The organism is Nonlabens tegetincola (assembly GCF_002117085.1).
GTDB classification, from domain to species: domain Bacteria; phylum Bacteroidota; class Bacteroidia; order Flavobacteriales; family Flavobacteriaceae; genus Nonlabens; species Nonlabens tegetincola.
Window position 1 is genome coordinate 1,150,958 of sequence record NZ_CP019342.1, and the last position, 16,294, is coordinate 1,167,251.

Sequence of the window (16,294 nt, forward strand, 5' to 3'; positions counted from 1 at the left end):
TATGGCCGATTTTATTAAAATTTATGAGGATAACCCTAATCCTAGAGAAATTAAACGCGTTGCCGATGCCATGCGCAATGGTGCGCTTGTAATTTATCCTACTGATACGGTTTATGGTCTGGGATGTGATATTACCAATAAAAACGCCCTAGAAAAAGTGGCTCGTATTAAGGGTGTAAAATTAGAAAAAGCCAACTTCTCATTTATTTGTGAGGACTTAAGTAATTTAAGCGATTACGTAAGTCAAATAGATAGCGGTACTTTTAAATTACTTAAAAGAAATTTACCAGGACCGTATACTTTTATTTTGCCGGGCAATAATAACTTACCTACTGTTTTTAAGAAAAAGAAAACTGTAGGTATACGTGTACCTGATCATCCTATAGCGATTGCCCTGGTGCGTGAGCTAGGTCGTCCTATAATTTCTACTTCTATAAAGGACGATGATGAGGTAATTGAATATACTACAGATCCCAGCCTGATCTGGGAGAAATGGGACCATCTTGTTGATATAGTTATTGATGGCGGTTATGGTGGTAATATAGGATCTACTATAATTGACCTTACTGGTGATGAACCCGTACTTGTGCGTGAAGGAAAAGGCAGTGTAGAGCTTTAAGCCCATGAGTGTCCTACTCGCCTTAAGTACCCATTAAGGATACCTTGCATTTATTATAAAAATTGCATCACATTAGGAATTTTGTCCAAATGAACTCGAGATACGTGTGTATATATCAAGGTCGTTTTAATATCGTTGTGACCTAGTAATTCTTGAATCACTCTAATATTCACACCAGCCTCCATAAGATGAGTGGCATAGGAATGTCGCAAGGTGTGTAAAGTAACCTTTTTATTTATTCCTGATTTCTCTAGAGCTTTAGCCAGTACGGCTCTTAGACTAGATGCACTATAGCGACTGTGATTATATCCTTCTATTAAGTACTCTTTGGGCTTGTATAATTTGTAGTATTCTCTCAACCTTACTTTCAGATCCTTGGGTAAAGGCAAGTACCTATCCTTGCGACCTTTACTGGCCACAATTTTGACCTGCTCACGCTGCCCATCTATGTGGCTTATTTTAAGGTTAATGAGTTCGCCACTACGCAATCCTAATGCGTATATCACGAGTATTGCTGTGTGATGTTTTTTATTGGTAATTGAATTTAAAATTAAGTTGATCTCGTGTGCGCTTAAGACATCGGGTAATACTTTTTGAGGTTTACGAGGTGTTACGGTGGTTAATTCGATGGACCTGTTGTGCATGGTGTTTAAGTATAATCTTATAGCGCTAGCAAGTTGTTTTTGGGTAGAATAGGCCAGGTTTTCTTTAAGAACTTTTTGAGTAAAAGTTTTTCTTATAACACTAGAATCAGCTTGATGAATGGGTATAGTTTCACCTAAAAATTGTTGAAAGGAATTGAGTAACCCTAGATATGTTTTGGCGGTGTTTGGACTGTATCGTTTTATAGCTAGGAATTGTTTAAAGTCATCAAACATGTGTATATACCATTTATACAGCAATATAATAAAAATGTAAAAAACCTATTTATATACCTACATTTTGGGTGGTATAGTGCTAATTTTTGGTATATTGCTTATATAAACTAGTTGCTGGACGATACCTACGGTCGTTCAGGCCATTTCGCTAGCGCTCAATTCTCTCCTGAACTTACCGTCCAGCAACACGCACAGCATACGCTGTAATTTGCTTTTATCTAACTATATTTATAACCTAATTAACTAAACACTAACCAGCGTTACTGGTACCGTCCACAACTTCGGTTATAGCAAATTAACGCTAATGGCTACCGTACACTCTAGAATGCTGCGCATTCTGCGTGAACTCGCCATAACCTGTGCGTGTTACCCACAAGTTTGAAAAAAACAGTAATCATATTATCAACTTTAGTTCTAATTGTAGTAGGATTTTCGCTTTCAATGACTGCAATGGCTTGGTCAATCAATCCATCTGAAATGCTTTATCTGCCTCTGTGGATTCTGACTATAATCGGACTGATTCTATTTCTTGCAACTAAAAAAATCGGAACATACGCTCTGATTTTTATTGCAATCCTTTGGCTTTTGCAAATTTCAGGAACTTTGGGTTGGTTTTTGATTTTCGAACCTGAAAACCTTGCTTTATGGGCAATTTTCGGATTGCCTACAATTGCGTGCATTCTAATTACATTTTTCGGAATTGATTATGGCTTGGAAAATCAAAAAAAACTTGGAATTGGAATTAAAGGAATCGCTTTGCTAATTCCAATAGTCGGAATTTTAAGCTATGCTAATAAGACCTATGACAAAAATGTATTTTCCGAATTTTATGACATTGAAAAAACGGATTACAAAGCAGTTTTTAAGCCACAACCTTCAGACACAAGACAATTTGAAATGGAAATGTCATCGAATGAATTAAGGAATTTAGTAAAAGACAAAGCAACCTTTGTTGCTAATCATCACTATTTTCCAAATGCAAAATTCAAAGTTAATATGACTTTCTCAAAAATAAATGAAGTTGAATTATACCAAGTTGCTGACTATAAACTTGAACAGCCAATTAAATGGAAAATTGAGGAATTGAATGGCGAAACGGAATTTTTGAAATAAAAAACCAGTGGGTAACAACGGCTATAATTCAGCGTGGCGATAGTGCAAAACCGAAAAGTAAAACATATAACCAGCTTGATTTCTCTGCGGAATAGTCCTGCGGACGATTCCACGCCGAAATCATAGCCAAACCGTTACCCAACATTTGAGAAAAATCGTTTTCATATTAAATTTAATTTTTAGCACATTAATTTTTGCTCAAAACCCTGAATCGTCAACTCTATATGAAAAAGAGTATTATGATTTAATAAATTATGTGCCGAAAAACTTGGAGCTTGACTCTATTTACAAACCTGAAAGTCGACTATTACAAGTAGAATTAAATACAATAAGCAGTTTACATATTTACAGCGGATTAAGGGACGAATTTAAACTTAACGAAAAAGACACTAAATGGTTGGATACTAAAATTGACCGATTTGCAACAGCTTTATTTCTTGACGGAAAAAGGATTTTAGTTCGTGCTGTTGGAGGTTATTCAGGTTGTCCTGATAAAATGATTGATACTCTTCGACTTAATAATATTGAGATTATTGATTTAAAATTCTGCCATACTTGTACTGATGCTATTCGTGACGAGAATTTTATAAGAATATTTAATGACAGAATGTATTCTTTAATGAAAATTGAGCCACCAAATAAAAAAACAAAATTATTCTATGGCGAATATATAGGACGAAACAAAGACAAATTTGAAATTAAATTAATCTTAAAAGAGGATAGAACATTCAAATTCTGGGTTAATAAAGGACACGGTTCTGATTTTACAGAGGGCTTGTGGAAAAATACTAATGAAACGCTGATTTTAAATTCTCGAAATCTGAATAAAGACGATGCAATAAACTTTGCTTTGTCTAGTGCAAAATGGATTGAATTTAATGACTTGGAGTTTCATTTGAAAAAGGGAAAGCTGATTGAATTAAATGGCGAAAATCGGAAATTAAAACAAATAGTCGAATAAAAAACGTTGGGTAACACCGTGTATAATTCATTGCTAGTTATAGCCTACTTACGAAAGTCCTCGCGGACTTTCTATCTGTGATTTATTTGCTAACTTTAGTACTTAAACACGCAACGAAATCATACACAAAACCGTTGCCATTAATTTAAAATGACCGTTCAAAATTCAATATTTTCGATTTCAATAAGTCTGATTTTTTTAATTATCAATCTTGATAGCGGAATAAAAACGACTGAAATACAAAACGCACGTTTGACTGAAAATCAAGATTGCGGAATTGAAAGCGTAACTCTGAAAACAGAACGAATTGAAAAGAAACGCAAGTTTTTATTCTGGACTTTAAGACATAAAAAAGTAATTGTGATTGACCGAATTATTGACAATAATGGAAATCAGGTTTTTGAGAAAAAATCAGTCTTTATAAGCTCAATGGACGCATCTGACACTAGGAAATTCAATAGAATTAAAATTGTCGGAAAGGAAATTTGGATATTTAGTCACGGAAAAAATGTGGACAAGGTTAAACCTATAAGACGTTATGATTTTTGCGGAAATTTTCTCGGAACTAAAAAATGGGAAGATGGAGATTATTATGAAATATAAAAAACTAATGGCAACAATGTATAACCGCAATTACGGCGGATTCGACTACGTCCGAATCCACTCGGAATTGCTAACGCCAGTGCTAAACCGAAAAATTTGCGTACTTTAACCCGTAAACTGACGGTTATACGAGTCCGTTGCTGGACGATACCTACGGTCGTTCAGGCCATTTCGCTAGCGCTCAATTCTCTCCTGAACTTACCGTCCAGCAACACGCACAGCATACGCTGTAATTTGCTTTTATCTAACTATATTTATAACCTAATTAACTAAACACTAACCAGCGTTACTGGTACCGTCCACAACTTCGGTTATAGCAAATTAACGCTAATGGCTACCGTACACTCTAGAATGCTGCGCATTCTGCGTGAACTCGCCATAACCTGTGCGTGTTACCACACATTTGAGAAAACCATATGACTTTTGAATTAAACAATGAACAACGCAAATATTTAGGATTAGAATTAGTTGCAAATAATTGGGAAAAAGTCACGCTTAAAGGAGATTCTTATCGACCAAGTTCGATTTTATACTTTGATAAAAACACTATTCGAAAACAAGTTATTTCAACTGAATTAAAATATTCAGAAATTCAGTATAATGAGGAAACTGAAAACCGAGAATTTCTACTTCCAAAAACTCAAAAAGGAAAACCAAAGAAACTGACTTCTTCAACATTAGAATCTAAAACACCAATAGGCACTTATTTCGATTTTGGGATTAGTGGAATAACAATTGGAAACCACACAACTCAAAACACATTTTACTCAACTCATTTTGAGAATATAAAGTTTAAAGATATTTCGGATTTAAAAAATTGGCTTAATTATTTCATAAGAAACTCAAATTCAGAAGACCTGAAATCAGTCGAACAATTCTCTTCAAAAAAAAGAAAAAGGATAAAGCTAAAAGCAGGCGACTTCTTTGCTTTCAAAGTTGATAGACGAAATTATGGATTTGGACGACTGATTTGCGATTTGAGGCCTTTAAGAAAGGATTCAAAGTTTAAGGCAAATAAAAATTATGGGATAATGAACCTTATGACTCAACCTCTTGTCATTAAAGTTTACCATTTCATTAGCCCAACCAAAGAAACCGATTTAGAGGAACTGAAAACGAAAAAATCTATTCCTGCTCAATACATTATGGATAATGTTTTATTTTACGGAGACTATGAGGTAATTGGCAACCAACCTTTATCGGAATCAGAATATGATTTTCCTATTTCTTATTCCAAAAGCATTCATTACGGAGATTTTCATACTGTTTATTTACAATATGGACTTATATATAAAGAAACCACAACCAAGAAATACAACAAACATTTGGCGATTGAAAATCCAGATAAAAATGCTAAAAGTTGGGAAAAAATATTAAAGTCAAATCCTTATAGAATGGAATCGATTGGAGCAACTGTAAATTTTCACAAAGAGACATTAGAGAATTGTATCAAAACAAATTCTAATCAACCATATTGGGAATCTGAATTTTATGAATTGGAGGCTGACTTGAGGAATCCAAAAAACAAAAGTGCTAAAAAAGAGATTTTTGAATTCTTTAATCTAAATCCGAATGGAACATATTATGAAAACTTTAAAAAATAAAAACGTGTGGTAACAACGTGTATAGCTCATTGCGGTTGAATTCCTAATCGGAATTCATTGCAATTTGCTATCTTTCGGTTACGGCGGAAAATCATAGCTGATTTTCCGCAACAAGCCATACACAAAACCGTTTAGCGTGCATTGAGAAAAACATATATGAGCGAAGAATTAGAAAATAACGAAGGATTTAAAGATGAATTTTACTTTTTGAATAAGGAATCATATCCAAATGATTTTTTACCAATTTATAAAAAAGGAAATATTAACCCTTCAAGAATTTTTCAGAGCGCAGTAATTCTTCCTTTTCATATTCCAATAAAAAGCGGCACTTGTGTTACTATGATGATTGATGATAAAACTGCATTTACACTTGTGTTTGGAGAAGTAAATACAACCAACAAGTTTACCGCAGGAATCGTGCAAAATAAGCCATTTGAAATACCTGTTAGTAAAACTGTTGCCGAATTTAATTTGATAAGCAGTAATGAGTTGTTTCACAAAGATGCAGAAAAAGAAGGGTTTGACTTATTGTCATATCTCTTTGACTTATGTGTAGAAAAACTAAACTTTTTTATCACTAGCTATCTCATCACAACTAAGGATACTTCCGTTCATCAGGTAACAATCAAAATGTTTGAAGTAGCTTCAACTTTCAGATTTATAAATCCCTCTAATTGGAAATACAAAATTGGACTGTTCTTGTTTCACAAGAATGCACCTTTTCAAAAAGAAGAGCTTTCCTTTGATAAAACACAAGAAGTGATTTGGTATGCAAATGTGATTAATCAGAAGTGGAACCCCTTTATTTTGCCAGAAGAATTGATGCTCAATGCAAAAAGGAACTTTAGTAAAGGACTTAATAAAGAGGCAGTAATTTATAGTCAAACAGCATTTGAGACATTTTTAAGAACACTCTTGACTGAATTTTACAAGGAAGAAGGTAAATCAATAGAAGAAGTAAATCAAGTCTATGAAGATTATGGATTTATGGGTGTACTTAAAAGAGAGTTTCACCTACGGATTGGTGGTCGTTGGGATATTACAGATGAATCTACCGATTTAGGAATTTGGCATAGAGACTGCTACGCTTTAAGAAACAGAATTATTCATAGTGGTTATACACCTACACACGACCAAGTAAGTTTAGCAATTGGATCAAGTGACCATATGATAAGTACTATTTTAGACCGAACTAGTTTGAAAAAGAAAACCTATACAAAGGTATTTGAATACATTAAAAAAAGAAAATAACGACACGCTAACACGGTATATAGCAAATAGGGCGTTCGGTGGTTTACGAAAGTTTACTAGATATTTGAAACACCGCCAAATCGTTGATTTGGCTTTTAAAAATGAATAAATTAAAAACAAAATACAACGCTTTGGCTCAGTACAAAATTGAAAGGTTGTCACTTTCTACTGCCCTACTTGCCATATACTAACCGTTGGCAAACATTTGAAAAAACTATTCCGAAAAATCAATTCACAGCCAAAAAATAATTATATTTTTGTTTCCGAATGAAAAACCTATTTGACATACAAGTTTGGAAACAGCAATTAGGCTTACTTCCAATACATTTAAATCCTTTAAAAGAAAACGAAGGACATATGATGTTGAATGGAGGAAATGGTGATTTTTGCTTACAAACGACAGATTTAGAAGCGGAAAATATTTATTCTAAATCTTGGTCAAGCAGCACAAAAAACTACATAATTGTAAAAGATGATAACGTTCAAATTTACAATTGGTTAAACGATAAAAAAGAAACGGTTTCACAAAAAATCGTATCTGAAAATTTCAATAAATTTTACAACTATTTATTATCAAAAAGCTATAAATCATCAAAAGATTTAGTTCCTTTTATTATTGATATTTTTCGTCAATTTAGAAACTTGACATTTGAAAAATCAAACCCAGTAGAAGCCTTAAATTTACTTTTTGGTTTATTAACTAGCTTAGAAGATGATGTAAACAATTTTGATAATCGAAAATGGGGTCTTGATGAAATTAATTTTCCAGATAAATTTGGTAATTATGTAGAGCAACTTCAAAATGGGATTTCAAATATTAGACCTGAACTTGATTTAATAATTAGACATTCCGCTGGAATTCTATTTCAAGAAGCTCAAAAAGAAGTTTTATTTTTTAATCCACAGAGAGATTTATTTGGTGGTACATCAAGTTCTTTGAGTACTAAAACAAGCTTATACTCTAGTATTCATTACACACCACCATTCTTGTCTAGAACCATCGTTGAAAACTCATTAAGAAATATTAATTTAGAAGTTGATAGATTAAAAATTCTTGACCCTGCTTGTGGTTCATCTGAATTTTTAATAGAAGTTTTAAAACAGTTAAGAGAGCTTAATTATCAAGGTAGTGTAGAAATTTTAGGTTGGGATATTTCAGAAACAGCAATAAACACTTCAAAGTTCTTACTAACTTATGAAAAAAGAACTATTTGGAACGATAGGTTAGATTTTAACTTAAGTTTAGTAGAAGACTCTCTATCGGAAGATTGGGATAATGATATTGATTTAATTCTAATGAATCCACCATTTTCCTCTTGGGACTTGTTAAGTAATAAGGAAAATAGAGATGCTGTTCGTGAAGCTTTAGGTAATAGTTTCATTGGTAAAAAACCAAATCAAGCAAGTGCGTTTTTCTATAAAGCATTAAATCATTTAAATGAAAATGGAGTTATTGGTTGTGTTATACCATCATCAATACTTACTCTGGATTCATATTCCAAATTACGAACTGAAACCAACGATTTAATCGACATAAAGCTTTTAGGTAAATTAGGAAATTTCATCTTTGAAGATGCATTAACAGATGTAAGTTTTATAATTGGCAAAAAGCCTAAAACAAACCATATACCAACTATTATATGGACAAGAAATGAAAAGGGAATTGCTCAAGAGGCATTGCGTGATTTAAGAAAGTCTATTTACAATAATCAAGTTACATTAGATAAACCTAATTTTAGCATTTACCAACCTATTTCATTTCCAATACTTAAAGAAAACTGGCAACCTATTTCACTTGAAAATCATAATTTTTTAAAAATAATAGAGCGATTTATTAATGAGAAAAAATTGTTTCGTATCGAAGATATTTTTAGTGTAAGACAAGGAATAAGGCAAGGAGCTAAAGACATATTTAAAATATTAGATTCTGATTTCGTTAATCTTCCTGAACAAGAGAAAAAATACTTTAGACCTGTAGTAGATAATGATGCAATAGAAAATGGTCAATTGTTTTTAATTAAACATATTTGGTATCCCTACAATGAATCTGGTATTTTATTAGAAAATGAAGAAAGCGTTATAGAAAACACTTCTACTTTTTATAACTCAAACTTAAATCCAAATAGATTAATACTGGAAAAAAGAGCCGGTATAAATCAATGGTGGACTTTAACAAGACCTAGAAATTGGCAATACAAAAAATTCCCTAAGCTTATATCTACGGAATTTGGAAAATCTGGGTCATTCGGTTTTGATTCTAAAGGAAATTTCGTAGTAGAAAGAGGAAATGCGTGGATTCCTAAAAAAGAGTTTACAGTTAATGATTATTATTTTTATTTAGCCTTTTTTAATAGCACCTTTTTTGATAATCTATTATCAATATATTCAAAGCAATTAGCTGGTGGTAAATGGTATGATTTAGGTAAAAAATACACTAAAAATATTCCTATCCCAAATGTGCATATGGATGAGGTGAAAAATTCCGATGGATATCAAAGATTAGTTGATATTGGAAAGGAACTGTCTGAAGGAAATACATATACTAAATCCATAGCGGATAATATTCTAGAAAAATATTTCTATCCTAACGCTTAAGTCCTAATCTTATGATAGAACAATTAAAATTCATAGAGGGAATTAATAAAAGTTGTAAGGCCTTTTTTCTAGAATCTACATTTTTCTTCAACTTTCAAAAGCAAATAGATTTGAATTAAAAGGTAATAATATTTCAAAAGCTTTAAATAATTATAAGAACGGTGGAGAAGAAGTTTCTGTATTAAAATGGTTTGATGATTATTGGGTTTATTTAGAAATTCGATTTGAAGATAAAAATTCATTTATTACTATTTCAATTTTTCAAGGAGAAGCAGACGACAAAATAAAGAATCAATTATTTCGCGCTGAATGGGATGATTATAATAACCCAGATGAAAAACATCCTCAACCTCATTGGCATATTACATCTAACCAAGCAATTGAAAACACTTTTGCAGAATTAATAGAAGATGATGAGGAAGAAGGTTTCGCAGCTATAATTCTAAATGAAGAAAAATCAAAAATAATTGATTTAAATAAAATACATTTCCCAATGAACGGTAATTGGGCGAATGATGGAGGACACATTCATTTAATTGACGATAATCTAAAAATGATTAAATGGTTTCAAGGTTTTTTCTCAACTATGAGAGAACAATTAGAATACGTTAAATAAAAACGTTTGCCAACAACGTATATAAAAAATAGCGGTTTAATCGCTTAATCGAAACAAAATGAATAAATTAGACATCCTTGCTAAATTGAAAAATTAGTGTAAAAAACCCGCTACTTTTCATATACAAAACCGTTAGCAACTATTAACGACAAACTTACTTCAATAATCGAGTAACATTAGCCTTATAATATTTACCAATAGGAATGATATAATCTGAAATAAATATCCTGTTTCCCTCGATACTTTTAATATGCTTTGGAGCAACAGCAAATGATTTATGAACCTGCAAAAAATCTTCTTTCGGTAACAAATCTAATACACTTGATATTTTTCTCGAACAGTAATGGTTTCGTATTTTGTTATCACTTTTGTGTAATTCCCTGACGCTTCGACAAATAAAACAGTATCGATTTCTACTTGTATATATTTTTTATTGCTTCGAAGAAAAATACGCTTTGAATCTACATTGTTTTTAGACGAGACAGATTCTTGTGTATTTGATGTACTGAACGTTTTATTAATCGCCTTTAAAAAACGATCAAACCCAAAGGGTTTTAATAGGTAGTCAGAAATATTAAGTTCATATCCTTCAAGAGCGAATTCTTTATAGGCAGTTGTCACAATTACTTTTGGCGGATTTTTTAATGTTTTAAGAAAATCAAAACCTTTCAGTTTAGGCATATTCAGGTCTAAAAAATTAAATCAACATCATTTTTATTCAAATATTCAAATGCTTCCAATCCATCGTAACAATTTTTCATTAATTCCATATTTGGCAACAAATCACAATAGTCTTTTATAATGTCGTGTGCTATATGCTCATCATCAATAATTAAATAGGTAATCATATTAGTTTAGAATTAATTGTGCGCTGAAAGTGTTTTCGGTACTCGAAAACAACAAATTGTGCTTATTTGGATACGTCAATTCTAATCTTCTTTTTAAGTTCTTCAAACCTATTCCAGGTTCGCTTTTTAAATTTTCAGAACTATCAACGTTATTTTCAATTGTAAATTTTATATTGTTTTCTGATGAAGTAAAATTGATTGTCACGGTCGCATCTTCCCTTAAATTCTCAACGCCGTGTTTAAAAGCATTTTCTAAAAGAATTATAAATAGCAACGGAACAACTTTTTTATTTTCATCGATATTACAGTTGAAGTCAACTTCTATATTCTTGCGGTAACGCATTTTGTGAAGCTCGATGTAATTCTTTAAATAATCAACTTCCTCTTTTAAGGTTACCGTTTCATTATCGCCTTCGTAGATGCTGTAGCGCATCATATCAGAAAGTTTTAGAATTAATTCTTGGGCTTTTGTTACGTCCTTACCTACCAAACCATATAAATTGTTAAGCATATTAAAGAAGAAATGCGGACTAACTTGACTTTTTAAGAGCATTAATTCAACTTTTGATTTTTCGCTCTTCAATTTTACAATAAAAATCAGCTGACGAATAAACCAATAAATACCCAAACAAAGGAGCAGAACATAATAGGAAACAACGATTACAGCTATTTTAGGATTGTAATTTCCTAGAAAGACAACGGATTTATCATCTGTAAAAATGACTTCATAAATTGTAATTAATATAGGTATTAAAGCAACTGATATTAAAAATAGTAACACCCAATTCTTATTGTATTTTTTAGTTATCATACAACAAAAATAGTAGTATAAATTACCTTTCAAAAAAAGGTTGACAAACATCAAATTCAAGGTTATGTAATGAAATTAAAGTGTGATGTAATGACTTTACATACGATACAAAACCCTTTATACATCTACCAAGGTTGTCTATCACTATTACTATACGCGTAAATTAACTCGATTTATGTTTGCTGAAATTAAAATCACAAATAATGAAAAAAAGAATTCTTAGATACGTAAAACACGTATTCATAACATTTTTAATCATCACTATTTCAGTAATTCTATTTGGTCTTTATCACGGAGCAAGTATGCACTATGGAGATAATCCTAAAATGATGGATTGGGATAAAGATGGACCTTATGTTTTTTATAAAAATGATAGCATTTTAAACGTAAAATATATTAATGGAAATCAAAATGATGGCTTCTTTCTAGAACAAAAAGAACATTCAACAAACTCAAAAATTTCAGCTTTTTGTTACTTCCCACTTGATTCGACACGCTTTGAATTTTCCATAAATGCAGACATCAAAAAGCCTTTAAATACCTATAATGATAGTAATAAAATTTTAGCAATTTCTGATATAGAAAGTGGCTATAAAACTTTTCGTGATTTTCTTATTAATAATAGGGTTATCGACAAAAACTTAAACTGGATATTTGATACTGGGCATTTAGTTCTAGTAGGAGATTTTGTTGATAGAGGTTTTTCAACAACCCAAGTCCTATGGTTTATTTACAAATTAGAGCAAGATGCTATAAAAAAGGGTGGTTTTGTTCATTTTATTTTGGGTAATCACGAATTGAAAAATATGCAAGGAAATTATGATTCTTCATCCCCAAAGTATTTTCACGTTGCTTCAATTTTAGAAAAACAACAGCATCAATTATATGATTCTAATTCTTTTATAGGTAAATGGATGTCAAGTAAAAACACAATGGAACTCATTAACGGCACACTTTTCACACACGGAGGAATACATCCAGATTTAGTTAATTATAATTTGAGCATAGATGAAGTCAATGAGATTACAAGTAGTAATTATTATAAACCATTTTATCCCAAACTCAAAAAAACCAAAGAACAGTTTTTAAATTCAACCCACACAGGAGTTTCTTGGTATAGAGGTTATTTTAAAGATGATTTAACCCAAGAAGATGTTGAAGTGGGTCTTCAGAATTTCAATGCAAAATCAGTTGTGGTTGGACATACACTTCAGTCTAAAGTGAATAGAAAGTTTAATGGAAAAGTAATAGGAATTGATGTTAAGCATCCCAAGGATTATCATAAAAACTTTCCGAATAGTGAATCAGAAGGTTTACTCATAGAAAAAGGTAAATATTACAGAGTTTTACACGACGGACAGAAAGTAGAAATATAACAGTTGCTAACAACGCGTATAAGCAATAGCGGTTTAAGTGCAAACTTGAACCGCTATTTCATTTTATTAAAGTATATTGTAATCCGAAAAGTAGTAGCTAGAAATCCGCTACTGCTCATACACGAGACCGTTGTGCAGCATTTGACGAATGACAGTAACAGATAAAGAAATACAAGCAGATTATAGATATCGTATCAATCGAGTTTTTGAATTTATCGATGAAAACTTGGATTCTGACTTATCGTTAAAAACCGTTTCCGAGATTGCTTTTTTCTCACCTTTTCATTTCCATAGAGTTTTCAAATTAATAACAGGCGAAACCCTAAATGAATATGTAACAAGGCGAAAAATCGAGAAATCATCTTTGGATTTGTTGCACAATAATATAACTACAACTGAATTAGCTCACAAATACGGATTTAGTGATAATTCTTCCTTTTCTCGAACCTTCAAAAAATATTTCGGAGTTAGCCCGACCGAATTTAAAAAGCAAAACCCAAACAGACATAGCAAGATACGTCAACTTGAAAGCAAGAACGGACAAGACTATCCTGAATACGAGAAATACATTTGCATCATTGATAATCTAAAAAATTGGATAAAAATGAACGCAAAAATTGAAATTAAAGAAATGCCAAAAATGGATTTGGCTTACGTATCAAGTATTGGTCCTCATAACCTTGAAAATGCTTATGGAAAATTAATGCAATGGGCAACACCAAAAGGATTAATGAACGACCAGACAAAAATGATAACAGTTTATCACGACAGCTTTAAAGTTACAGAAGCCAACAAAGTAAGAATGAGTGCTTCTGTTTTACTAAATAAGCCAGTCGAAGCAGAAGGAGAAATTGGACTAACGACAATCGAAGCTGGAAAATTTATTGTTGGAAGCTTTGAAATTGGATTAAACGAATTTGAAAAGTCGTGGACTGGACTATTCGTCTGGATGAACGAAAATGGGTATAAAAAAGCTGACACAGAACCTTTTGAGATTTATCATAACAATTTTAATGAGCATCCTCAAAGAAAAGCTATTGTTGACTTTTGCATACCGATTGAATAAATAAAACGCTGTACAACAATGGCTATAAGTAATTGCTTATTCTAGTCTACTTCTGAAAATCTTCGCGGATTTTCAGTTTGGTGTGTATTTGCAAAGTTTCGTGCTAACCTACGCAACTACTCATAGCCTAGACCGTTGCTGGACGATACCTACGGTCGTTCAGGCCATTTCGCTAGCGCTCAATTCTCTCCTGAACTTACCGTCCAGCAACACGCACAGCATACGCTGTAATTTGCTTTTATCTAACTATATTTATAACCTAATTAACTAAACACTAACCAGCGTTACTGGTACCGTCCACAACTTCGGTTATAGCAAATTAACGCTAATGGCTACCGTACACTCTAGAATGCTGCGCATTCTGCGTGAACTCGCCATAACCTGTGCGTGTTGTGCAACATTTGAAATGACATTCGAAACAGGAAAATACCAAGTTGAATTATTAAACGAATCTGACTATAATCTAGACTCGAATGACAATCTGAATAAATATCTAAAAAACTATTTAACGGAATCTGATTTCACATTACCGACCAAAATCGGAATAAAAATATTGGAAAACGGAACCGAAATTAATAGTGCAATAATTGGAGCTGAAGGAGGAGCAACTGGACTGCACGAAACTTCGCAAATTATTGAACCTAATCGGATTTTAATATGCTGTTGCGATTCAGTTTTTTGTTTGGACTTACCTTCTCTAAATCTGAATTGGAAAACAAAAGTGGATATAGCTACAGCATTTGAAATTTTCAAAATAGAAAATGGCTTTATCATTCACGGAGAATTGGAAATAACGCGAATTAATAATGACGGAAAAATAATATGGCAAAATGGTGGAGCTGATATTTTTGTCTCGCAAAATGGAAAAGGTGTTTTTGAAGTTAAAGACAATTTTGTGAAAGCATCTGATTGGGACAATCGAATTTATAAATGGAACTTAAACGGAGTAGAAATTGAATAAAAAACGTTGCACAACAATGTATAACCGCAATTACGGCGGATTCGACTATGTCCGAATCCACTCGGAATTGCTAACGCCAGTTCGTAACCGAAAATTAACGCATATTAACCCGTAACTGACGGTTATACGAGACCGTTGCTGGACGATACCTACGGTCGTTCAGGCCATTTCGCTAGCGCTCAATTCTCTCCTGAACTTACCGTCCAGCAACACGCACAGCATACGCTGTAATTTGCTTTTATCTAACTATATTTATAACCTAATTAACTAAACACTAACCAGCGTTACTGGTACCGTCCACAACTTCGGTTATAGCAAATTTGTGCATTCCTCTCCTGCCGCTTTTAAAAAAGCGCACTCGTCGGATGCAAGAATGGCTACCGTACACTCTAGAAGGCGAAGCTTTCTGCGTGAACTCGCCATAACCTGTGCGTGTTAGCAGCAATTTGTAACAAAAACGAATGAATTCTAAAATTATCGAAAAAGCGAATTATTGGATAAATAATAATTGTGAATTTGAAGAGGAAATGATTGTTTTAGAAAAGAGTATTAAAGAATATAATCATTGCTTTTCGCTATCATGGTGCAAAAAATCTGAGGAAAATTTGAATAGAAATCGAAGAACAATTTTCGTTGGAGCTGGACGACTATTGATTAGTAAAGATGGAGAAATTGCAGAATTCGAAGGTTCAGCACCAGGAGTAGATTGGATTCATCATTTTGAGAATAAATTACTGAATCTTGAGGATCATTGGTATTTAGAAATTCCCTATTCAAAGAATAACATTTCGAAACTGAAATCTATACTTAACCGTTCAACACCTGAATTGCTGAAAATGATAAACAGTGATGGAAAAATAATCCTATCTGAACTCAAATCTTGGAACGATAATTATACCAAATTAGAAGAAATTGCGACTGATTTGAATAACGCTGGAATCAATTGCGAACTAGAAATACAAACAAGAAAAAACAGCTGCTAACAACGGCTA

General features: G+C 32.4%; 17 protein-coding genes. 12 read left to right on the plus strand and 5 right to left on the minus strand.

From position 1 onward, the window contains the following. Position 1: 1 nt before the first annotated feature. Positions 2 to 619 (plus strand): L-threonylcarbamoyladenylate synthase, encoded by a 618-nt coding sequence (locus BST91_RS05460; protein WP_060522442.1) that lies wholly within the window; start codon positions 2 to 4, stop codon positions 617 to 619. A gap of 53 nt (positions 620 to 672) precedes the next feature. On the opposite strand, the gene BST91_RS05465 is transcribed toward BST91_RS05460, so the two are convergent. Further along, the gene (locus tag BST91_RS05465; protein WP_085774751.1) at positions 673 to 1,497 is read right to left on the minus strand and encodes a tyrosine-type recombinase/integrase; all 825 of its coding nucleotides are present in this window, start codon (positions 1,495 to 1,497) and stop codon (positions 673 to 675) included. A 378-nt stretch (positions 1,498 to 1,875) separates the two neighbouring features. Between BST91_RS05465 and BST91_RS05470 the strand changes: the two genes are divergently transcribed. From BST91_RS05470 to BST91_RS13380, 7 genes are all read left to right on the plus strand, one after another. Continuing rightward, a complete protein-coding gene (locus tag BST91_RS05470) occupies positions 1,876 to 2,610 on the plus strand; it encodes a hypothetical protein (protein WP_244895693.1) in 735 nt (244 codons plus the stop codon). A gap of 145 nt (positions 2,611 to 2,755) precedes the next feature. Next, a complete protein-coding gene (locus BST91_RS05475; RefSeq protein WP_157546899.1) occupies positions 2,756 to 3,571 on the plus strand; it encodes a hypothetical protein in 816 nt (271 codons plus the stop codon). Between the two features lie 150 nt (positions 3,572 to 3,721). Further along, positions 3,722 to 4,174 carry a hypothetical protein gene (locus BST91_RS05480; protein ID WP_085774754.1) on the plus strand — a complete coding sequence of 151 codons (453 nt, stop codon included), beginning with the start codon at positions 3,722 to 3,724 and terminating at the stop codon, positions 4,172 to 4,174. A gap of 416 nt (positions 4,175 to 4,590) precedes the next feature. After that, on the plus strand, positions 4,591 to 5,778 hold the full coding sequence (locus BST91_RS05485; protein WP_085774755.1) for an immunity 26/phosphotriesterase HocA family protein: 1,188 nt from the start codon (positions 4,591 to 4,593) through the stop codon (positions 5,776 to 5,778). A gap of 156 nt (positions 5,779 to 5,934) precedes the next feature. Beyond that, complete coding sequence (locus BST91_RS05490) at positions 5,935 to 7,029, plus strand: hypothetical protein (RefSeq protein ID WP_085774756.1); 1,095 nt, start codon at positions 5,935 to 5,937, stop codon at positions 7,027 to 7,029. Positions 7,030 to 7,296: 267 nt separating this feature from the next. After that, positions 7,297 to 9,624: an HsdM family class I SAM-dependent methyltransferase gene (locus BST91_RS05495; RefSeq protein ID WP_085774757.1), complete on the plus strand. Its 2,328-nt coding sequence runs from the start codon at positions 7,297 to 7,299 to the stop codon at positions 9,622 to 9,624. A 493-nt stretch (positions 9,625 to 10,117) separates the two neighbouring features. Beyond that, positions 10,118 to 10,240: a hypothetical protein gene (locus BST91_RS13380; protein ID WP_262497008.1), complete on the plus strand. Its 123-nt coding sequence runs from the start codon at positions 10,118 to 10,120 to the stop codon at positions 10,238 to 10,240. Between the two features lie 154 nt (positions 10,241 to 10,394). Here BST91_RS13380 and BST91_RS13470 read toward each other — a convergent pair whose 3' ends face one another. The 4 genes from BST91_RS13470 to BST91_RS05505 are packed head-to-tail and all read right to left on the minus strand — an operon-like array spanning position 10,395 to position 11,899. Then, the gene (locus tag BST91_RS13470; RefSeq protein ID WP_317043071.1) at positions 10,395 to 10,550 is read right to left on the minus strand and encodes a LytTR family transcriptional regulator DNA-binding domain-containing protein; all 156 of its coding nucleotides are present in this window, start codon (positions 10,548 to 10,550) and stop codon (positions 10,395 to 10,397) included. Positions 10,551 to 10,552: 2 nt separating this feature from the next. Continuing rightward, the gene (locus BST91_RS13475; RefSeq protein WP_317043072.1) at positions 10,553 to 10,921 is read right to left on the minus strand and encodes a LytR/AlgR family response regulator transcription factor; all 369 of its coding nucleotides are present in this window, start codon (positions 10,919 to 10,921) and stop codon (positions 10,553 to 10,555) included. Positions 10,922 to 10,929: 8 nt separating this feature from the next. After that, a complete protein-coding gene (locus BST91_RS13480) occupies positions 10,930 to 11,088 on the minus strand; it encodes a hypothetical protein (protein ID WP_317043073.1) in 159 nt (52 codons plus the stop codon). Between the two features lies 1 nt (position 11,089). Beyond that, complete coding sequence (locus BST91_RS05505) at positions 11,090 to 11,899, minus strand: sensor histidine kinase (RefSeq protein ID WP_085774758.1); 810 nt, start codon at positions 11,897 to 11,899, stop codon at positions 11,090 to 11,092. A gap of 203 nt (positions 11,900 to 12,102) precedes the next feature. Between BST91_RS05505 and BST91_RS05510 the strand changes: the two genes are divergently transcribed. The 4 genes from BST91_RS05510 to BST91_RS05525 all read left to right on the plus strand — a co-directional run bounded on the left by BST91_RS05510 (position 12,103) and on the right by BST91_RS05525 (position 16,285). Further along, entirely contained in the window at positions 12,103 to 13,275 is a 1,173-nt protein-coding gene (locus tag BST91_RS05510) for a metallophosphoesterase (RefSeq protein ID WP_085774759.1), read from the plus strand. A 148-nt stretch (positions 13,276 to 13,423) separates the two neighbouring features. Continuing rightward, the gene (locus BST91_RS05515; protein WP_085774760.1) at positions 13,424 to 14,341 is read left to right on the plus strand and encodes an AraC family transcriptional regulator; all 918 of its coding nucleotides are present in this window, start codon (positions 13,424 to 13,426) and stop codon (positions 14,339 to 14,341) included. A 328-nt stretch (positions 14,342 to 14,669) separates the two neighbouring features. Further along, positions 14,670 to 15,302: a hypothetical protein gene (locus tag BST91_RS13195; protein ID WP_211280408.1), complete on the plus strand. Its 633-nt coding sequence runs from the start codon at positions 14,670 to 14,672 to the stop codon at positions 15,300 to 15,302. Between the two features lie 461 nt (positions 15,303 to 15,763). Beyond that, positions 15,764 to 16,285: a hypothetical protein gene (locus BST91_RS05525; RefSeq protein WP_085774761.1), complete on the plus strand. Its 522-nt coding sequence runs from the start codon at positions 15,764 to 15,766 to the stop codon at positions 16,283 to 16,285. The last annotated feature ends 9 nt before the right edge of the window (positions 16,286 to 16,294 follow it).